Source organism: Streptomyces luteosporeus (assembly GCF_039532865.1).
GTDB classification, from domain to species: domain Bacteria; phylum Actinomycetota; class Actinomycetes; order Streptomycetales; family Streptomycetaceae; genus Streptomyces; species Streptomyces luteosporeus.
Genome location: NZ_BAAASL010000002.1, coordinates 299,525 through 318,577 on the forward strand (window position 1 = coordinate 299,525; position 19,053 = coordinate 318,577).

Genomic DNA, 19,053 nt, shown 5'->3' on the forward strand with positions numbered 1-19,053 from the left:
GGGCGGGTTCGTACCGCTTCGTACCGCGCCCGGGCATGTCATCGAGGGGAAGTCTACGGGCTGCCGTGGCGGGCGCTACTGCGGATGACGGGTGTGATGACGGGTGTGCCGAGGGGGTCCGGGGGACCCCTCAGGAGCGTTGCGGGCAGGCCGGACATGCCCCTCGTGTCCGCCTTCGTGGGGACGTCGGGGGCGTCGGGGTCACTTCCGGAATGTTTGCGCGGCGGTTTTCTTCGGCAAGCCCTTCGAGTCCCCGAACAGAAGGGAGAACCGGTTCCAGCGGGCGATCTCGCAGCCGTTGGTGCGGTTGAACTCGGCGTCGACCGGCCGCCCGGCCCAGGTGCCGGTGACGTGGGCGCGCTGCGTGCCGCCGTACATCATCGTGCACATCTCGCCGGCCGGTACGGGGGCGAAGGGGTCCTTGGCCCAGGTCGTCTGGCCGTCGAGCTGGTCGCAGGCCTCGCGGGCGCGCGGGTGGGTGCCGCCGGCGGGGTGGCAGTACAGCTCGTAGTGCGCGCCGTGCCGGACGCCGTCGGCGACGGTGATCGTCAGGTGGTCCTCGCGGTCGAGTCCGGCCGGCGGGAGCGGGGCGGCGGTGGCGCCGGGGGCGGCGAGGAGGGCGGAGGCCAGGGCCGGGAGGACGGCGGCGGTGCGGGCCGGGCGGCGGAGCGGGCGGAGCGACATGCGCGTACTCCTGGGGTGCGGGCGACGGCGGGGCCGGGCGGCCGGAACCCCGGCCGGACCCCTCACCCGCACTAACGCCCCGGAGCGCCCCGCGTTGCGCGCCGCGAACGCCTTTGCCCGAGGCACCCGTCGCCCGGTACCGTAGGGGTGCGATTGGTGGCGGGCCGCAAGGCTGTGTCATCATCTGCACGCGACATCCGTGTACGCGCGGGTGAGCTGGAGGCGTCGCCTAGTCCGGTCTATGGCGCCGCACTGCTAATGCGGTTTGGGCCTTAAAGCCCATCGAGGGTTCAAATCCCTCCGCCTCCGCAGCACACGGGAAAGCCCCGGTCGTCGATTCGACGGCCGGGGCTTTTTCGATCACCTGGGGCGCGTTTTCGCAGGTCAGGTGGGGTCCGGGCAATGGATTTCGTCTGGCGGCGAGGTTCATGTAATGTTGTTCCCGCAACGCCGACCGGCCAGGAAAACGGCCGGGAAGCCGAGCGCTCGTAGCTTAACGGATAGAGCACTTGACTACGGATCAAGAGGTTGCAGGTTCGAATCCTGCCGAGCGCACAGCCGAGTCGTCGGTCCCCAGTTTCTGGATCCGTCTTCTCGACCGTCGCGGGGTGGAGCAGCTCGGTAGCTCGCTGGGCTCATAACCCAGAGGTCGCAGGTTCAAATCCTGTCCCCGCTACTGTGGCCACAGGGCCGGTACGTTCTCGTACCGGCCCTGTGGCATTTCCGTATGCCCGGGCAGGCGGGGCGGCCAGGGCGGGCGATTCTCAGAGGATTCACAGAGTGCCGCAAGGCCACTCTCACCCGGCGCTCCCACCATCGGCGGTATGACCACCGCCTCGCCCACCGGGCGCACCCAGTTGCTGCACGACGACGGATCCCCCGTGCGCGTCCTGGTCGTCGTCGACGAGCCGGCGCTCACCGAACTGCTCTGCCTCGCCCTGCGCTACGAGGGCTGGCACGTGCGGTCGGCCGCTGCCGGTGCGGCGGCCGCGGCGGCCGCGGAGTTCCGGCCGGACGCCGTCGTCCTGGACGTGGCCCTCGCCGGCGCGGACGCGCAGGAGCTGCCGGCCCGGCTGCGCAGTGAACGGCCGGGGCTGCCGGTGCTGTTCCTGACCCCGAAGGACCCGGGCGGCGAGCGCTTCGCCGGGCTGACGGCGGGCGGGGACGACCGGGTGGCCAAGCCGTTCGGCATGGAGGAGGTCGTGGCCCGGCTGCGCGGGCTGCTGCGCCGTTCGCCCTCGCTGGCCGCCCGCGGCCGGTCGGTGCTGGTGGTGGGGGATCTGGTGCTGGACGAGGACAGCCGTGAGGTCTTCCGCGGCGGCCGGGAGATCCGCCTGACCGCCACCGAGTTCGAGCTGCTGCGTTTCTTGATGCGCAACCCACGGCGGGTGCTGAGCAAGCCGCAGATCCTCGACCGCGTGTGGTCGTACGAGTTCGGCGGCCGGGCCAACGTCGTCGAGCTCTACATCTCCTACCTGCGTCGCAAGATCGAGGCCGATGCCCCGCCGATGATCCACACCCGCCGCGGCGCGGGCTACCTCATCAAGCCCGCCGAACCCGTCCTCGCGGCGAGGCCCGCGGGGCCGGGGGCGAGGCCCGCCAAAAAAGCGATGTACAGCGTATAGCTCGGTCTTGTACGGTGTACGAGCAATCGCGCTCGTACACCGTACAAGGGGGACCCCGCATGCCGGCGCAGACCGACAGCCAGACCGAACGGACACCGCAACCCACCGCCGCGCCGCACCGGAACCCCACCCGCTGGGCCGTGCTCGCCGTCATCTGTCTCGCGCAGCTCACCGTGCTGCTGGACAACACCGTGCTCACCGTCGCGATCCCCTCCCTCACCAGCGAGATGGGGGCCTCGACCGCCGACGTCCAGTGGATGATCAACGCCTATTCGCTGGTCCAGGCCGGCCTGCTGCTCACCGCGGGCAATGCCGCCGACCGCTACGGGCGCAAGAAGATGCTGGTCACCGGCCTCGCCCTGTTCGGGCTGGGGTCGCTGGCCGCCGGTCTCGCGCAGAGCACCGGCCAGCTGATCGCCGCCCGCGCCGGCATGGGCGTCGGCGGGGCGCTGCTGATGACCACCACCCTGGCCGTCATCGTGCAGGTCTTCGACGACGAGGAGCGGCCCAGGGCCATCGGCCTGTGGGGTGCCGTCAGCTCCCTCGGCTTCGCCGCGGGCCCGCTGATCGGCGGCGCGCTGCTCAACCACTTCTGGTGGGGCTCGATCTTCCTGATCAACCTGCCGGTGGCCGTCTTCGGTCTGCTGGCCGTGCTCAAGTGGGTGCCCGAGTCCAAGAACCCCTCCGGCGACCGGCCGGACGTGCCCGGCGCGATCCTGTCCACCATCGGCATGACCGGTGTCGTCTTCGCGATCATTTCCGGGCCCGGCCACGGCTGGACCTCCGGCCGGGTGCTGCTCTCCGGCGCGATCGGCCTCGTCACGCTCGCCGCGTTCGCGCTGTGGGAGCGCCGCTGCCCGTACCCGATGCTGGACATGCACTTCTTCCGCAACAGCCGCTTCGTCGGCGCGGTCTCCGGCGGCATCCTGGTCGCCTTCGGCATGGGCGGCTCGTTCTTCCTGCTCACCCAGCACCTGCAGCTCGTCCTGGGCTACGACCCGCTGCAGACGGGTCTGCGCATGACGCCGCTCGCCCTGGTCATCGTCGTCCTCAACCTCACCGGCGTGGGCGCCCGGCTGCTGCCCAAGGTGGGCACCCCGCTCGCCATCGCCGGCGGCATGGGCCTGCTGGCCGGCGGCCTCGCGGCCATAGCGACCCTCGGGGCGCACGGCTACGGCGGCATGCTGCTGGGCCTGATCCTGATGGGCTGCGGCATCGCGCTGTCCATGCCGGCCATGGCCAACGCCATCATGTCGGCGATCCCGCCGGAGAAGGCCGGCGTCGGCGCCGGCGTCAACGGCACGCTGCAGGAGTGCGGCAACGGCCTGGGCGTCGCGGTCCTGGGCGCCGTGCTGAACTCCCGTTTCGCCGCCCTCGTCCCGGCCGTCGCCGCCGGCGCGGGCTCGCTGCCGGCCGCCCTCTCCCACGCCCGTACGCCCGCCGACCGCGCCGCGATCGCCGACGCCTTCGCCACGGGCGTGCAGACCAGCCAGCTGGTGGGGGCCGCCGCCGTCCTCGCGGGTGGTGCCCTCGCGGCCGTCCTGCTGCGCCGGGCCGAGCGCCGGCAGCAGGCCGGAGCGTGACAGCGGTGGGCACAGCATGACGACGCCCGCCCCGGGCGGGCCCTTCGGTCCGCCGGGGGCGGGCCGTAGCATTCCGGTACGGGGAGCGTTCCAGTGAAGAGGAAGAGGGCCGGCATGGCGGGCGGCAGCCGCAAGGACGCGGACACCTTGCGGACCAGCGTGTGGCTGGCCGGCAAGCAGGACGGTGCCCCCAAGCGCCGATCGGGTGGGCAGGGCGGCGAAGGCACCCTCGACCGGGAACGGATCGTGGCCGCCACGGTGCGGCTGCTGGACGCCGAGGGCCTGGCGAAGTTCTCCATGCGCCGCCTGGCGGCGGAGCTCGGCGTGACCGCGATGTCGGTCTACTGGTACGTCGACACCAAGGACGACCTGCTGGAGCTCGCGATCGACGAGGTGTGGGGCGAGATCACCCTGCCCGACCCCGCCGACGAGAGCGCCGACTGGCGCGACCAGCTGCGCGACCTGGTGAGTCAGTACCGCCGCACCCTGGTGGCCCACAGCTGGCTGCCGCAGCTGCTCGGGCAGTACCTCAACATCGGGCCGCGGGCCATGACCTTCGCGAACACCTCGCTGGCCGTCATCCGGCGCAGCGGGGTCGCGCCCCACGCCCTGACCGGGGCGATCTCGGCGGTGTTCCAGTTCGCGTACGGCTTCGCCGCCACGCAGGGGCTGTACGTGGAGCGCTGCCGGGCGGCGGGGGTCAGTGAGGACGAGTACTACGCCCGTGTGATGCAGGTCGTCACGGAACGGACGGACTTCACCGAGCAGTACCGGGAGGCCGCCGAGCTCGTCGAGGAGCGCGGCGAGCGCACCGTCGCCCAGATGTGGGAGCACGACTTCGGGATGGGCCTGGAGACGGTGATCGCCGGCATAGAGGTCCTGCGCGACCGCTCCGGGGCGGAGAGCCGGGAGAGCTAGCGGAACGCCCCGCAGGGGCGCGGGGAACTGCGCGACAAGCCACGACGCACCCGCAGACGAAGTGCCGTGCGTCGCCGGAAGGCGAAACGCAAAGTGCCGGGTACGTCCGTGGCGTACCCGGCACTTCGCATGCCCGGTGCAGGCGCGTGCAGGCCGTCCCCTGCCCTTGCGCACGCCCCCGCACCGGGAGCCCTCGTCAGCCGCGCTTGAGCGCGACCTCCTTGATGAACAGCGTCACGATGAACGCGATCAGCGCGCACGGCGCCGCGTAGAGGAACACGTCGCCGATGCCGTGGCCGTACGCGCTCTCCATGACCGTCCGCAGCGGGGCGGGCAGCGCCTTCAGGTCGGGGATGCCGCCGCCGGACGTACCGCCGTGGCCCATGGCCGCCGCGGCCTTCGGGCCGAGCTTGACCAGCCCGTCGCGGACGTAGTCCGGCACCCGGTTGGCGAGCACCGCGCCCAGCACGGAGACGCCCACCGCGCCGCCGAGGGAGCGGAAGAAGGTGACGACGGAGCTGGCGGCGCCGAGGTCCTTGGGCTCGACCTGGTTCTGCGAGGCGAGCACCAGGTTCTGCATCATCATGCCGATGCCCAGACCGGTGAGCGCCATGTAGATCGCCAGGTGCCAGTACGGGGTGTCGTAGCGCATCGTGCCCAGCAGGCCCAGGCCCGCGGTCAGCAGCACGCCGCCGCTGAGCAGCCACGCCTTCCAGCGACCGGTCTTGGTGATGATCTGGCCGGAGACGGTCGAGGAGACGAACAGGCCGCCGATCATCGGGATGGTCAGCACACCGGACATCGTCGGCGACTCACCGCGCGCCAGCTGGAAGTACTGGGAGAAGAAGACGGTGCCGGCGAACATCGCCACACCCACGAAGAGGCTCGCGAGCGAGGACAGCGCGATCGTCGGGTTGCGGAACAGCCGCAGCGGGATGATCGGCTCCGCGGCGCGCCTCTCGGCCAGGATGAAGAGCAGCGCGAGCAGCAGCGAGCCGCCGACCATGACGCCGGTCTGCCACGAGATCCAGTCGTAGTCCTTGCCCTTGCCGGCCCGGGTGACCCAGATCAGCAGCAGGGTGACGGAAGCGGTGATGAAGAAGGCGCCCAGCCAGTCGACCTTCACGTCCCGCTTGACCACGGGCAGCTTGAGGGTCTTCTGCAGCACGATCAGCGCGATGATCGCGAAGGGCACGCCGACGTAGAAGCACCAGCGCCAGCCCAGCCAGTCGGTGTCGGTGATGACGCCGCCCAGCAGCGGGCCGCCGACGGTGGCGACGGCGAAGGTCGCGCCGAGGTAGCCGGAGTAACGGCCGCGCTCGCGCGGGGAGATCATCGCGGCCATGACGATCTGCGCCAGGGCGGACAGACCGCCGACGCCGATGCCCTGCACGACGCGGCAGGCGATCAGGGTGCCGGTGTTCTGCGACAGGCCGGCCACGACCGAGCCCGCCACGTAGACGACCAGCGCCAGCTGCACCAGCAGCTTCTTGCTGAACAGGTCGGAGAGCTTGCCCCACAGCGGGGTCGAGGCGGTCATCGCCAGCAGGGACGCGGTGACGACCCAGGTGTACGACGACTGGCTGCCGTGCAGGTCGTGGATGATCTCCGGCAGCGCGTTCGAGACGATCGTCGAGGAGAGGATCGCCACGAACATGCCGAGCAGCAGTCCGGAGAGCGCCTCCATTATCTGGCGGTGCGTCATGGGCGCGGCGTCGGCGGTGGGGGAGGTTGCTCCGGTGGCGTCCCGTACACCGGCTGGTGTGGACTTGGCCATGGACTTCCTTTCGCGGTGGGGGGTGTCAGACGGGCGTACGGGTGGTGGCCGCGGGCGTACGGGGACGGCAGTCCCCGAAGCTGTTGCGCAGCCGCTTCATCAGGCCGATGAGGTGGCCGACGTCGTCGTCGGACCAGTCCTCCAGGGCGGTGGCCAGCGCCTGCGTGTAGCGCCGGCTCACCTCCTCCAGCAGCGCCTCTCCGCTGGGCGTGAGGCTCAGCAGCCGGGACCGCCGGTCGAGGGGGTCCGGCCGCCGGTCGAGCCAGCCGCGCTCGGCGGCGTGGGCGACGTGCCGGCTGGTCACCGAGGCGTCGACGGCCATCAGCTCGCCGAGGCGGCCCATGCGCATGTCGCCGTCCTGCTTGAGCAGGGCGAGCATGATCGCGGTGGCCGGGTGGCAGTCCTGGGGCAGGCTCCGGCCGAGGCCGCGCTTGACGGCGCCGATGGCACTGAGTTGGCGGGCCAGCTCTTCGTACTGCTCCTGTGCGGCCATGGGCCTGCTCCTCGGACTTTAGGTTGCTTGAGGCAACTGTAAGAAAGATTGGTTGCTGAAGGCAAACGAAAAGTAGGAAAATCGTGTAAAAGAAACCCCAAGGCTTGCCCGAGTGGCCGTAAAGCAGCAGCCCCGCGGCCCGGCGCCGCCCCGGCTTCGCTAGGGTCCTGGCCCATGGCCAACCCGCAGCATCCCCAAGCCCACCAGGACGGCCCCTACGACCCGGCGGGCAGTACGCAGATGTTCCGCGCCTTCGTCGACGAGGCCGCACCGGCACCGGGCGCGCCGCGCGCCACGGCGCCCGCGACGCACGGGCGCCGCCGTGACGGCGGCGGGGGGCGCGTGGGCGTCCTCCTCGCCGTGCTCGCCGCGATCGCCCTCGTGGCGGGCGCGGCCTGGCTGGCCCTGGCGTAGAGGTACGCCCCGCAGGGGCGCGGGGAACTGCGCGATCAGCCACTGACGGCCCGCAGCCGAAGCGCCACCGGCAGGGCCCGGGCGAAGCACGGCACTTCGTCTGCGGGTGCGTCGTGGCTTGTCGCGCAGTTCCCCGCGCCCCTTACAGGGCGCCGTGGCGCCGGGTCAATACACCTGGCACCCCCGGACCGGGTTGGCGCCCGGCTACCGCCAGTCGGCGGTGACGTCCCGGGTCTCGACCCACATCCCCGGCAGGACGCGCCACGCGTCCACGCACACCGTCCACTTCCCCTCCGCCGCCTCGCCGGCGGCGATCGGGGCGGGCAGGGGGCGGGTCGTGGTGACGGTCGTCCAGTCCGTGTCGCCCCACAGGCCCAGCACGTGGGTGCCCAGGGTGACCGTGCCCTCGGTGACCGGGCCGCCGCCCGTGTTCGTGAAGGTCAGCGCGACCTGCTCGCACCAGCGGTCGCCGGCTGGTTCGCGGCGTGGTGCGCTCACCTGCAGCGCAGGTGGGGCGGGCGAGGCGGAGGGGGACGGCGAGGGCTGCGGCGAGGCCGTGGGTGTGCGGCTGCCGCTGCTCCTCGTGGGGCTCGCGCCCCCGCTCGTGGCGGGAGTCGGAACCGGCCTGTGCGCGGGCGGGACGGCGCGGGGAGCCGGCACGGAGCGACGCACCGTGGGAGTCGGCGTCGGCGCCGGCGTTGCCGTACCGCGCACCGGCGACGGCGACAGGAACGGTGATTGCGACGGTGGTGACGTCGGCGTCGGCAGCGGTACGAGCCGTACGCCGTCCTGCGGCGGCACGTTGCCGCCGGGGCCGGCGTCCCCCGAGGCGGCGGCGACGTAGCCGTCACGGGTGGCGCTGTCGCAGCCGGCGGCGAGGGCGCCCAGGGCGCCCGCCGTACCCAGCCAGAGCGCGGCGGCCGAAGCGGAGACGAGCGTCTTCCGTCGCATCGGCCCAGTGTCGCTGACGGTACGTCAGCTGTACATGACTCAGTCGGAGATGAGTCCCTCGCGCAGCTGCGCCAGCGTGCGGGTCAGCAGCCGGGAGACGTGCATCTGGGAGATGCCGACCTCCTCGCCGATCTGCGACTGCGTCATGTTGGCGAAGAACCGCAGCATGATGATCTGCCGTTCGCGCGCAGGAAGCTTGGCGAGCAGCGGCTTGAGCGACTCGCGGTACTCCACGCCCTCCAGCGCCGTGTCCTCGTAGCCCAGGCGGTCGGCCAGCGAGCCCTCGCCGCCGTCGTCCTCGGGGGAGGGGGAGTCCAGGGAGCTCGCGGTGTAGGCGTTGCCGACGGCGAGGCCGTCGACGACGTCCTCCTCGGAGACGCCGAGGCACAGGGCCAGTTCGGGCACGGTGGGCGAGCGGTCGAGCTTCTGTGCGAGCTCGTCGCTGGCCTTGGTGAGGGCGAGCCGCAGCTCCTGCAGGCGGCGCGGCACGCGCACGGACCAGCTGGTGTCGCGGAAGAAGCGTTTGATCTCGCCGACGACCGTGGGCATGGCGAACGTCGGGAATTCGACCCCGCGTTCGCAGTCGAACCGGTCGATCGCCTTGATCAGCCCGATCGTCCCGACCTGGACGATGTCCTCCATGGGCTCGTTGCGGCTGCGGAAGCGGGCCGCGGCGTACCGCACGAGGGGGAGGTTGAGCTCGATGAGGGTGTCGCGCACGTACGCCCGCTCGGCGCTGCCGGGCTCCAGGGTGGCCAGCCGCAGGAACAACGAGCGGGAGAGGGTGCGGGTGTCGATGGCTTCGCAGTCGTCGAGCACGGTCTGCGGAGCCGCCTGCGGTGCGTCGTTGGCGAGCACCTTCGCGCTGCCCAGGTCTACGGACATGCCACCCCCTTGAGGTCGCGGACGGGTCACAGCGGCGCCCTCGCACGAGGGATTCAGCCTCCACCTGAATACCGGAGGCTGCGCTGTGGCAAACGCAGTTCCTGCAGAATGTCACATGTCGGCAACACGCTGTAGCGCCAAGTCGATATATCTTCCCCATGTCACCGGGGGGCTGTCACCCACAGGGGTTAGGCTTCGATTCGATTTGCGGAGCGCAGACGGGCGAAGCTCCGTGAGAGTAGCCGGGACACATGCATCTGCGACACCCCCAGCTCCGCGCTGATCTGCGACTGCGTCAAATTGCTGTAGTAGCGCAGCAGAAGGATGCGCTGCTCCCGCTCCGGAAGCTGTACGAGCAGGTGGCGCACCAGATCGCGGTGCTCGACCCCCGCCAGCGCGGGGTCCTCGTAGCCGAGCCGGTCGAGCAGTCCGGGCAGGCCGTCGCCCTCCTGGGCGGCCTCCAGTGAGGTGGCGTGGTAGGAGCGGCCGGCCTCGATGCAGGCCAGCACCTCCTCCTCGGCGATGTTGAGCCGTTCGGCGATCTCGGCGGTGGTCGGCGAGCGGCCGTGCAGCACCGTCAGGTCCTCGGTGGCGCCGTTGACCTGCACCCACAGCTCGTGCAGGCGCCGCGGCACGTGCACGGTGCGCACGTTGTCGCGGAAGTAGCGCTTGATCTCGCCGACCACGGTGGGCATGGCGAACGTCGGGAACTGCACGCCCCGGTCGGGGTCGAAGCGGTCGATCGCGTTGATGAGTCCGATGGTGCCCACCTGCACCACGTCCTCCATGGGTTCGTTGCGGCTGCGAAAGCGCGCCGCGGCGTACCGCACGAGCGGGAGGTTGGCTTCGATCAGGGCGGCGCGCACGCGGGCGTGCTCCGGCGTGCCGGGCTGGAGCTTCACGAACTCCTTGAAGAGCACCTGCGTCAGGGCGCGGGCGTCGGCTCCGCGGCTCTCGCGGGACCGGCCGGCGGGCGCGGCCGGCTGCGCGGAGTCCTCCCCGCGCTCGTCCGGCACCCCGTCGGCGTGCGGCCGCTCGGCGTCCCTTTCGCCGGTGGGCTCATCGCGCCGGAGGGGGGCTTCGGGCGCTGTACGGGCCGGCACGGTCACCACCCCTTCGCGGTCAAATTCGATCAACTCATCCGGCAAAAGCGGTCATAGCATCACAAGACATGTCCGTAGTGTGCAAGCACCGCATAAAGCCGTGTTGGCATCAAAAACCGCCCCCCACCGAGGCGGTGAGAGGCGGTGAAAGGCGGCGGACCGGCGCGCTCCGGTGCGGGGGCCGGGCGGACGCCGCGTACCGGGCCGGGTCAGAACACGTAGTCGGCGATCACCCAGGTCGCGAATTCGCGCCACTGGGCGACGCCCGCCTGGTGGGCCGGGTGGTCCAGGTAGCGCTGCAGCGCGTCGGTGTCCTCGACCGAGCAGTTGATGGCGTAGTCGTAGGCGATCGGCCGGTCCGAGACGTTCCAGCCGCACTCCCAGGAGCGCAGGTCCTCGATGGCCTCGCCCAGCCCCTCGAAGGCGCGCACGCCGGCGACGACGCGCGGGTCGTCGCGCTCCACGCCCTCGTCGAGCTTGAACAGCACCAGGTGGCGGATCACAGGCGTCCTCGTCCTCTCGGCTCGGCCGGTCGACTGATCAGCTGATCAGCTGGGTCACGAACTCGCCGATGTTCTTGGCGGCGTCCGAAATGCCCTCGAACCCTATCTGCACCAGCTCGGCCGAGCGGGCGGGGGAGTGGATGATCGTGTACGCCACGAAGATGCCCAGGCCCCAGAGCACGACCTTCTTCGTCTGCACCGCGCACTGCCTCCCCTGCTGCCGTCCCCTGTGCGGTCGCGTGAGTCTATCCGTGCATCCGTGCGAGGGAACGGATGGCCGAAAACTGGCGGCGTGTCGGGCTGTCGTGTCGCGTTTCACTCCCTTACGCGGCATTTAAGGACCTTCGACCCTATGGGCCGGGCCCTTCGCCGGGCTCCGGGACGCGGGCGCGGGCGGAGGATGGAGGCCGGTCCGGGGATCTGGCAGGAATCCCCCGGGCCTGGGATACGGCCTCACTGCGGGGCCGGGCCGCGCGAATCCCCCCGACCGCGGCCCGTGCCGGAGACCGTGTCCTCGTCGGGGGAGGCGGCTCGCCCCTTGCGCCGCCTCCCCCGTGCACCAACCGCCGGGAGCCCCGGCTCCGGACCATTTCGCGCACGGGTCCGGAGCCGGGGCTTCCGCGCTTTTCCCGGTGCGGCCGGACAGGTGAAATCCACCCACTGCCGGGGCACCACAAGGGCACACGATGTGCCCGATGAGGGAGGGCGGTGAGGTTCGCCATGGGCGTGCACGAGCTCGCCTTCACCATGCGGGAACGCGTGGTCGGAGGAGCGGTCGTCATGGAACTCGTGGGAGAGATCGACATCCTGGCCGAGCAGGTGCTCGGGCCTCGCATGGAAGCACTCGCGGCACGCTGCCGCGATCTGGTCGTCGACCTGCGCGCAGTGACGTTCCTGGACGCGAGCGGCGTCCGCCTGCTCCTCCGCGTCCGGGCACGGGCGGTGCGGGGCGGGGGGTGCCTGCGGGTGGTGCGGGGCGGGGCGATGGTCTCGAAGGTGATCCGCATCTCCGGTGTGGAACCGGCGTTCCGCTGGATCGACGACTTCCCGGCCCCGGTCGCCGGCAGCGTGCCGGCGTAGGCGGTACGGCTGGCCTCCTCGATCGCCGGACGGGCCGACAAGCCGGCCCGTCCGGGCACCGTCACCCCGCCGCGAACTCCTCCGCCAGCACCACCGCCACCTCCGCCGCCTCCGCCGCCCCCCGCCGCGTCAGCAACTCGTGCGCCTCCCGCAATGCCCCCCACGCAAGCCGCGGCTCACCCAGAGCAAGTTGCGCCCGCCCGCGCGCCGCCAGCGCCAGCGCACGGACGTGCGCGTCCCCCAGCACCGCCTCCGCCGCCAGCGCCGCGTCCGCGGCCGCGATCGCCTCCCGGTGCCGCAGCTGCGCCAGCCGGCACTGGGCCAACCGGGCCCGGACGAGGGCCTCCCAGCGCGGGTCGGTCCCCTCCGGTCCGGCCGTCTCCAATGCCTCCCGCATCCGGTCCGCCGCGGCGGCCGAGCGGCCGGCCCGCAGGTGGACACGGCCCGACTCGGCGAGCACCCGCGCCAGCGCGCCCGGCCCGCCGGCCTCGCGCGCCAGGGCCGTGGCCCGGTCGACGGCGCGCAGCGCCTCCTCGGTGCGCCCCACCGCCACGTACGCCAGGGCCGCCTCGGCCAACGCCTCGGCGGCGTCGGCCTGCGCGCCTTCCTCCCGCAGGCGCTCCTCGGCGCGCACCAGCAGGGGCAGCGCCTCCTCGGGGCGGCCGAGTTCCAGCAGGACGAGGGCGAGTTGGCGGCCCGTGAGCAGGGCCGCGAGGGCGTCGCCGGCCGCCTCGCCCCACCGCAGGGCCGCCCGCAGTTCGCGTTCGGCGCGCTCGTAGGTGTCGGCGCCGGGCCGGGGCGCGGCGACGAGCCGCAGCGCACGGGCCGCGCACACGTCGTCGCCGCCACGGCGGGCCCGTTCCAGGGCCTGCCGGGCGGGGGCCTCCAGGCCCGCGGCGGGGGCGAGTTCGCCCCATACGGTCAGCAGGTCGACGGCGAGGGGCAGCGCGGCGCCGGTGCCCGTGCCCAGCACCTGCCGCACGGTGGCGAGGACCTGCGGCTGAGCCTCGTGCACCCACCGACGTACGGCCGCGCCACCCGGCAACGGCAGACCGCCGCCGGCGGCCTCGTGCAGCAGGTGGCGGGGTACGACGTTGCCGGGCCGGAGACGCTGCAGGGCGCCGACGGCGGTGGCGAGCTGATGCCCGCCGAGCCGCAGCAGGGCGGCCTCGCGCAGGGCGGGACTGTCACTGCGTTCGCTCTGCCGCCGCACGAAGTCCTCGACGAGCGCGTGCCGCCGGTACCGCCCGGAGCACAGCGGCTCCAACAACCCCGAGTCGACGAGCGAGGCGACCACCCGAGCCGCGGCCTCGACCGCATCCTCCCCGCCGGCGGCCTCGGCGGCCTCGGGCACGCCGTGCCGGGCCGCGGCCGGGGTCCCGCAGGTCGGAGCCCGGCCTACGGCCGTCCCGACGACGTGGGTGCTGGCGCCCGGCATTCCGGCGGCGGGTGGTGCTCCGACGACCGGTGTGCCGCTGGTGGGTGTGGCCCCGGCGACGGGCGTTCCGCCGGCGGGCGGTGTCGCAACGGGTCCCCCGGCAACTGCCGGCGCCCCGCCTGCCGGCGCTCCGGCGAGCGGCGCCGCCCCCGACGCCGCCCGGGCCCCCGCCTCCGGCGCCCCGGCCTCCGGTGCCTCGCGCGGCCCCAGGAGCGCCGCGGCTGCCGCCGCGTCCGCGTGATCCGCGTCCGGGGTGCACAAGAGGCGCAAAGCCCCCGCTGTCGCCCTGTCCAGGGCCTCGTACCCGACGCACAGCGCCGCCTCGACCGCCACCTCCGCCGCGCCCGCGCGCGCACCGTGGTGATCCAGCCGGGCCCGCTCCTCGCCGAGGCGTGCGGCCACGTCGGCCAGCGTCCAGGCGGAACGTTCCGCCAGTCGTCCGCCGGCGATGCGTACGGCCAGCGGGAGGCCCTCGCAGGCAGCGATCACGGCGGCTGCGGGGGCGGGCGGGCCCGTCGTGTCGCTGCCGCTCACTGCAGCCAGCAGCCGGAGGGCGTCCTTCTCCTCCAGGGGGCCCACCTCGACCGTCTGCGCCCCGGGCAGCTGCAGGGGGGCGCGGCTCGTGACGAGGACGGCGCAGCCGCCGGCGCCGGGGAGCAGGGGGAGGACCTGCTGTTCGTCGTGGGCGTCGTCGAGGAGGAGCACGGTGCGGCGGTCGGCGAGCAGGGAGCGCAGGAGGGCGGCCCTGCGGTCGGTGCCGTGCGGCAGGGCGGCGTCGGTGACGCCGAGGTCGTGCAGGAGGTGGGCGAGGATCGCGCCCGCGTCCGGCGGCAGTGCGCGCGTGCCGCGCAGGTCGGCCCACAGCGGCCCGTCGGGGTGGCGGGCGCGCAGCGCCCGGGCGACGTGGACGGCGAGGGCGGTCTTCCCGGCCCCGCCGGGGCCGGTGAGGACGACGACGCGGGCGCCGTCGCCGGTGAGGGCGGCGCGGATCGTGGCGGCGAGTTCGTCGCGGCCGGTGAAGCCGCAGGGCGGCTGCGGGGGCAGCCGGTCCGCGCCGTGCCGCGGGGCGGGGCTCACCGGGCCCGGTCGGGGCGGGGCGAGGGCCGGGTCCCCGGCCAGGACCTGCTCGTGGAGGCGGACGAGTTCCGGTCCGGGCCCGGGGCCGCCGCCTTCGGCGAGCAGGCGCGCGGTCTCGGTGAAGACGGCCAGGGCCTCGGCCTGCCGGCCGGCGCGGTGCAGGGCGAGCATGAGCAGGGCGCGGGTGCGCTCGCGCAGGGGGTGTTCGGTGGCGAGGGCCCGCAGCCCGGTGATGGCGTCGGTGTGCCGGCCGAGGGCGATGGCGCAGTCGTGGAGGTCTTCGCGGGCGCCGGTGTGCAGGGCGCGCAGGCGTTCGCGTTCGCGGTCGACGCCGGGTCCGGGCAGTCCGGTCAGGGCGTTGCCGCTCTCCCACGTGGCGAGGGCGGCGGCCAGGTGCTCGTGGGCGCCGGTGAGGTCGCCGGCGGCGCGGGCCTGTGCGGCGGCGGCCAGACGCTGGTCGAAGAGGGCCGCGTCGAGGGCGTCGTCGGGGACGTGCAGGGCGTAGCCGGCGCCGGTGGAGACGAGGACCTTGGCGCGGGCCCGCGGCGCCCGCTCGGGTTCGATGACGGCGCGCAGGCGCGTGACGTACTCGCGCAGGGTGTCGGTGGCCCGGTGCGGCGGGTCCTGGCCCCACAGGGCGTCGATCAGCTCGGGGGTGCTCATGGTGCGCCCGCGGCGCAGCAGCAGGAGGGCGAGGGCGGCCCGCTCCTGGGGGGAGCCCAGCTTCAGGGGCTGGCCGTCCCGGTCGGCCCGTACGTGGCCGAGGACGTGGAAGCGCAGGGTCATGGGCCGGCTGCTTTCCGGTGCGACACTGCCCGCGAGGCTGCCCACGACGCTGTCCGCGGTGGTGCAAATGATCTGAAATGCACGTACTCGTACATAACCCGACAGGCCGTCAGGCAAACGCAGCCGCGCAAACGCAGATCACCCCCGGTCCGCTCGCGCGGTCCGGGGGTGATCCCTGGCGGTAGCGGTGGGATTTGAACCCACGGAGGAGTTGCCCCCTCACACGCTTTCGAGGCGTGCTCCTTCGGCCGCTCGGACACGCTACCGAGAGGAAGCTTAGCGGACGGGGTGCCGTCTTCCGAAATCGGTTCCCCGATCGCCTCCCCGATCATCTCCCCGGAAGAAGCGCGTGAGGAGCCCGGCGCACTCCTCGTCGAGCACCCCGGAGATCACTTCGGGGCGGTGGTTGAGGCGGCGGTCGCGGACGACGTCCCACAGGGAACCGGCCGCGCCGGCCTTCTCGTCGGCCGCGCCGTAGACGACGCGGTCCAGGCGGGAGAGGACGATCGCGCCCGCGCACATCGTGCACGGTTCGAGCGTGACGACCAGCGTGCAGCCCGACAGCCGCCACTCGCCGACGGCGCGGGCGGCCTCGCGGATGGCCAGCACCTCGGCGTGGCCGGTGGGGTCGCCGGTGGCCTCGCGCTCGTTGCGGCCCCGGCCGATCACGGAGCCGTCGGGGCCGAGGACCACCGCGCCGACCGGTACGTCGCCGGTGTCCGGCGCCCGCTCGGCCTCGGCGAGCGCGGCCCGCATCGGGGCGAGCCACGGGTCGCATACGGGGTCGCGTACGGGATCGGGGGCGGGCTCCGGCGCGAGGGGCGCACTCCGGTCGGCACTCCGGTCGGCGGCTTCGTTCATGGCACCAGTGTGGGCGAACGCGCCCGGGCTCCGGGCGGCGGGCCGCCGGGGCGGCGGCTCACCGCCCGGCGGGCCGGGTCGTCAGCGCACGGCCTCCAGGATCTCGCTGCAGCCCAGGGAGTCGGCGATGTCGCTGAGCGCGTCGCTCTCCAGGGCCAGCAGCTCCTTCGCGCTCACTCCGAGGTCGGCCAGGAGCTCGGCGTCGCCCAGCGGCCCGTGGGGGACGACCTCGCCGGCGGCCTCGCCGTCCTCGTCGTCCTCCTCCGGCTCCGGCTCGCCCTCCTCGGTGCCGTCCAGGTCCAGGGCGTCGAGGTCGTCGGAGCCGTCCTCCTCGCGGCCGGTCAGCTCGTCGACGAGCATCGCCCCGTACGAGCTGCGGGCGGCGACGGCGGCGTTGGAGACGTAGACGCGCGGGTCGTCCTCACCGTCCACCCGCACGACGGCGAACCAGGCGTCCTCCTGCTCGATGAGGGCGACGACGGTGTCGTCCTCGACCGCGTTCTCCCGGGCGAGGTCGACGAGGTCGGCCAGGGTCTCCACATCGTCGAGTTCTGTGTCGCTCGCTTCCCAACCGTCTTCGGTGCGCGCGAGCAATGCGGCGAAGTACACCGTGACTCTCCCACTGGTCATAGGCGGTGCCGGGCCGGACGGGGAACCACCCCGCCCACTCGGAATCGTGGCAGAAACCGGGGCGTTGCGAGAGGTCTTCCGCGCTGCGTCGTGCAGCAGTCCGAGAGATGTCGCTCACGTGGGGCCCGGGAGGGCGCCGTACGGGCGTGACCTGGGGGTGGCCGGCCGGTGGCGGGCTCACCACCGGAAGGTCCGCATCCGCATCTGCTGGCGCATCCGGGCCGCCCGGGCCCGGCGCGGCTGCACCCGGTCGCGCAGCTCCCTGGCCTCGTTCAGCTCTCGGAGGAACTGCGCCCGGCGCCGCCGGCGGTCCTCGGCGCTCTCCGGGCCGGCGTCCGCCCCGCCCGGGTCGTCCCCGCCCGGGTCGTCCCCGTCCGCGGCGCCCGCCCGGGGATCTCTTCGCCCCTCCGGCAGCCCGCGCTGCGCCCGGCGCCGCTCCAGGACTTCCTCGCGACGCGGTTCGCCCGCGCCGTCCCCGCGCGCCGCGCGCCCCGTGCGCGCCCCGCTCTCGTGTCGTTCCCGTCGTTCGCCCGGGCCGCGTCGCGGCCCGTTCCCGGGCTCTATGGACTCCCGTTTCTCAACGCCAGCCATGGACAGCACCACCTCGTGCCGAGGTCCTCGCCCGGCGACAGACCGGGCGTACGTGCCCACTTTCCCCCTTAGTGGTGGTTTGATGCCTCCGGGCCGGCAGACCACCGACGGGGTCCGGGCGGGCGCCCGGGCCGTGAAGCTCGGTTAATGTCGATGTCATGCGGATCCACGTCGTCGACCACCCCCTGGTGGCGCACAAGCTCACCACCCTGCGCGACAAGCGCACCGATTCCCCCACCTTCCGGCGCCTCGCCGACGAGCTGGTCACCCTGCTCGCCTACGAGGCCACGCGCGACGTGCGGACCGAGCAGGTCAACATCGAGTCCCCGGTCACCGCGACCACCGGCGTGCGGCTGTCGCACCCGCGGCCGCTGGTGGTGCCGATCCTGCGGGCCGGCCTGGGCATGCTCGACGGCATGGTCCGGCTGCTGCCGACGGCCGAGGTCGGCTTCCTCGGCATGATCCGCAACGAGGAGACCCTCAAGGCGGAGACCTACGCCACCCGCATGCCGGACGACCTCTCCGGCCGCCAGGTCTACGTCCTGGACCCGATGCTGGCCACCGGCGGCACCCTCGTCGCGGCGATCCGCGAGCTGATCGACCGCGGCGCCGACGACGTCACCGCGCTGTGCCTGCTGGCCGCCCCGGAGGGCGTCGAGGTCATGGAGCGCGAGCTCGCCGGTGCGCCGGTGACCGTGGTCACCGCCTCCGTCGACGAGCGCCTCAACGAGAACGGCTACATCGTCCCGGGCCTGGGCGACGCGGGCGACCGCATGTACGGCACGGCTGGCTGACGCCTCTGCCGCAGGCAAGGCACTGCGGAGCCCGGTCGCCGTGCGTCAGCACTTGGCGGCCGGGCTCGCCTTCTTCTCCGCCGGGGCGGAGGAGGGGGCCGGCGCCGGGGACGAGGGCGCCGGTGCCGGCTGCCCCGACTCCAGCGCGGTCAGCGCCTTGTCCGCCTCCTCCTTCGGCGCGAGCGCCTGGTAGCCCGCCCCGAGGACGAGGTCGACGTCCTGGCCCTCGCGTTCGTCCGTGTGCACCTCGGTGCCGGCGAGTTGCGTGCCCAGGACCTTCAGTGCGCCGTCGGCGGCGGCCTGGGAGCCCACCAGCACCCCGGTGCCGGGCACCTTCTTGTCGTAGTCGGCCTGGGCGTTGCCCACCTGGCCGATGCGGAAGCCGCGGCGTTCGAGTTCGTCCGCCGTGATTTTGGCGAGGCCGCCGCGTGGTGTGGCGTTGTAGACGTTGACGGTGATGTCGCCGGGTTTCGGCAGCGGCTTGGGGTCGGCCCGTTTGACGGGTGGGGCGCCGGCGCCGGGTTTGCAGTCGCCGCTCTTCTTCTCCTTGGCGGCCGTCCGGGCGGCAGCGTCCTGGCTGCTGCCGGAGAGGCCGCCGTAGACGCCGACGAGCTGGAGCGTTCCCCATCCGGTGAGCCCCAGCACCACGGCCGCGGCGGCGCTGACGAGCACGATCCGGCGGCGGTTGGGCGGCCGGCGCATGTGGGGAAACCTGTTGCCCGTGATGCGGTACTTGCCCCCCATGCCGGGGGGCGTGAGCATGCTCATGGACGCAGCGTAGTGCGGGGTGCGGTCGCTGCCTACTAGATGATCAATGGGTTGCGCGGACCCCTACCCGAAAGGGCCAACGGGGCGGCGGA

The 19,053-nt window shown here is 73.2% G+C and carries 19 protein-coding genes and 4 tRNA genes; 9 read left to right on the top strand and 14 right to left on the bottom strand.

Annotated features, from left to right (window positions below):
* Positions 1 to 201 precede the first annotated feature (201 nt).
* On the bottom strand, positions 202 to 684 hold the full coding sequence (locus ABD361_RS03450) for an SSI family serine proteinase inhibitor (protein WP_344433146.1): 483 nt from the start codon (positions 682 to 684) through the stop codon (positions 202 to 204).
* Between the two features lie 218 nt (positions 685 to 902).
* On the opposite strand from ABD361_RS03450, the gene ABD361_RS03455 reads away from it, so the two are divergent.
* From ABD361_RS03455 to ABD361_RS03480, 6 genes are all read left to right on the top strand, one after another.
* Positions 903 to 993 (top strand) — tRNA-Ser (locus ABD361_RS03455).
* Positions 994 to 1,166: 173 nt separating this feature from the next.
* Positions 1,167 to 1,239, top strand: a tRNA-Arg gene (locus tag ABD361_RS03460).
* A gap of 47 nt (positions 1,240 to 1,286) precedes the next feature.
* Positions 1,287 to 1,360, top strand: a tRNA-Met gene (locus tag ABD361_RS03465).
* A gap of 148 nt (positions 1,361 to 1,508) precedes the next feature.
* Positions 1,509 to 2,309, top strand: coding sequence for a response regulator transcription factor (locus ABD361_RS03470; RefSeq protein ID WP_344433147.1), 801 nt, complete (start codon positions 1,509 to 1,511; stop codon positions 2,307 to 2,309).
* Between the two features lie 59 nt (positions 2,310 to 2,368).
* The gene (locus tag ABD361_RS03475) at positions 2,369 to 3,892 is read left to right on the top strand and encodes an MFS transporter (protein WP_344433148.1); all 1,524 of its coding nucleotides are present in this window, start codon (positions 2,369 to 2,371) and stop codon (positions 3,890 to 3,892) included.
* 93 nt (positions 3,893 to 3,985) lie between these two features.
* On the top strand, positions 3,986 to 4,810 hold the full coding sequence (locus ABD361_RS03480) for a TetR/AcrR family transcriptional regulator (protein ID WP_344433149.1): 825 nt from the start codon (positions 3,986 to 3,988) through the stop codon (positions 4,808 to 4,810).
* Positions 4,811 to 5,006: 196 nt separating this feature from the next.
* Here the strand turns inward: ABD361_RS03480 and ABD361_RS03485 are convergent, their stop codons facing one another.
* Positions 5,007 to 6,515 (bottom strand): MDR family MFS transporter, encoded by a 1,509-nt coding sequence (locus ABD361_RS03485; RefSeq protein WP_486387903.1) that lies wholly within the window; start codon positions 6,513 to 6,515, stop codon positions 5,007 to 5,009.
* A 97-nt stretch (positions 6,516 to 6,612) separates the two neighbouring features.
* Entirely contained in the window at positions 6,613 to 7,080 is a 468-nt protein-coding gene (locus tag ABD361_RS03490) for a MarR family winged helix-turn-helix transcriptional regulator (RefSeq protein ID WP_344433151.1), read from the bottom strand.
* A gap of 174 nt (positions 7,081 to 7,254) precedes the next feature.
* On the opposite strand from ABD361_RS03490, the gene ABD361_RS03495 reads away from it, so the two are divergent.
* The gene (locus ABD361_RS03495; protein ID WP_344433152.1) at positions 7,255 to 7,494 is read left to right on the top strand and encodes a hypothetical protein; all 240 of its coding nucleotides are present in this window, start codon (positions 7,255 to 7,257) and stop codon (positions 7,492 to 7,494) included.
* Between the two features lie 204 nt (positions 7,495 to 7,698).
* Here the strand turns inward: ABD361_RS03495 and ABD361_RS03500 are convergent, their stop codons facing one another.
* From ABD361_RS03500 to ABD361_RS03520, 5 genes are all read right to left on the bottom strand, one after another.
* On the bottom strand, positions 7,699 to 8,445 hold the full coding sequence (locus tag ABD361_RS03500) for a hypothetical protein (RefSeq protein WP_344433153.1): 747 nt from the start codon (positions 8,443 to 8,445) through the stop codon (positions 7,699 to 7,701).
* Positions 8,446 to 8,484: 39 nt separating this feature from the next.
* Positions 8,485 to 9,330 (bottom strand): RNA polymerase sigma factor SigF, encoded by an 846-nt coding sequence (locus ABD361_RS03505; protein ID WP_344433154.1) that lies wholly within the window; start codon positions 9,328 to 9,330, stop codon positions 8,485 to 8,487.
* A gap of 188 nt (positions 9,331 to 9,518) precedes the next feature.
* Positions 9,519 to 10,439, bottom strand: a complete 921-nt coding sequence (locus ABD361_RS03510) for an RNA polymerase sigma factor SigF (protein ID WP_425583130.1) — start codon at positions 10,437 to 10,439, stop codon at positions 9,519 to 9,521.
* 203 nt (positions 10,440 to 10,642) lie between these two features.
* The gene (locus tag ABD361_RS03515) at positions 10,643 to 10,936 is read right to left on the bottom strand and encodes a Dabb family protein (protein ID WP_344433155.1); all 294 of its coding nucleotides are present in this window, start codon (positions 10,934 to 10,936) and stop codon (positions 10,643 to 10,645) included.
* Positions 10,937 to 10,973: 37 nt separating this feature from the next.
* Positions 10,974 to 11,135: a hypothetical protein gene (locus ABD361_RS03520; RefSeq protein WP_344433156.1), complete on the bottom strand. Its 162-nt coding sequence runs from the start codon at positions 11,133 to 11,135 to the stop codon at positions 10,974 to 10,976.
* A gap of 509 nt (positions 11,136 to 11,644) precedes the next feature.
* Here ABD361_RS03520 and ABD361_RS03525 point away from each other — a divergent pair.
* Entirely contained in the window at positions 11,645 to 12,016 is a 372-nt protein-coding gene (locus ABD361_RS03525) for an STAS domain-containing protein (RefSeq protein WP_344433157.1), read from the top strand.
* A 61-nt stretch (positions 12,017 to 12,077) separates the two neighbouring features.
* On the opposite strand, the gene ABD361_RS03530 is transcribed toward ABD361_RS03525, so the two are convergent.
* The 5 genes from ABD361_RS03530 to ABD361_RS30615 all read right to left on the bottom strand — a co-directional run bounded on the left by ABD361_RS03530 (position 12,078) and on the right by ABD361_RS30615 (position 17,399).
* On the bottom strand, positions 12,078 to 15,317 hold the full coding sequence (locus tag ABD361_RS03530; RefSeq protein WP_344433158.1) for an AfsR/SARP family transcriptional regulator: 3,240 nt from the start codon (positions 15,315 to 15,317) through the stop codon (positions 12,078 to 12,080).
* A gap of 176 nt (positions 15,318 to 15,493) precedes the next feature.
* A tRNA-Ser gene (locus tag ABD361_RS03535) sits at positions 15,494 to 15,583 on the bottom strand.
* A 10-nt stretch (positions 15,584 to 15,593) separates the two neighbouring features.
* Positions 15,594 to 16,178: a tRNA adenosine(34) deaminase TadA gene (gene tadA, locus ABD361_RS03540; protein ID WP_344433159.1), complete on the bottom strand. Its 585-nt coding sequence runs from the start codon at positions 16,176 to 16,178 to the stop codon at positions 15,594 to 15,596.
* 81 nt (positions 16,179 to 16,259) lie between these two features.
* Positions 16,260 to 16,787, bottom strand: a complete 528-nt coding sequence (locus ABD361_RS03545; protein ID WP_344433160.1) for a tRNA adenosine deaminase-associated protein — start codon at positions 16,785 to 16,787, stop codon at positions 16,260 to 16,262.
* 198 nt (positions 16,788 to 16,985) lie between these two features.
* Entirely contained in the window at positions 16,986 to 17,399 is a 414-nt protein-coding gene (locus tag ABD361_RS30615; protein ID WP_425583131.1) for a hypothetical protein, read from the bottom strand.
* 158 nt (positions 17,400 to 17,557) lie between these two features.
* Between ABD361_RS30615 and upp the strand changes: the two genes are divergently transcribed.
* Positions 17,558 to 18,193: a uracil phosphoribosyltransferase gene (gene upp / locus ABD361_RS03555; protein WP_344433161.1), complete on the top strand. Its 636-nt coding sequence runs from the start codon at positions 17,558 to 17,560 to the stop codon at positions 18,191 to 18,193.
* 45 nt (positions 18,194 to 18,238) lie between these two features.
* Here upp and ABD361_RS03560 read toward each other — a convergent pair whose 3' ends face one another.
* A complete protein-coding gene (locus ABD361_RS03560) occupies positions 18,239 to 18,961 on the bottom strand; it encodes a LytR C-terminal domain-containing protein (protein ID WP_344433162.1) in 723 nt (240 codons plus the stop codon).
* Positions 18,962 to 19,053 lie beyond the last annotated feature (92 nt).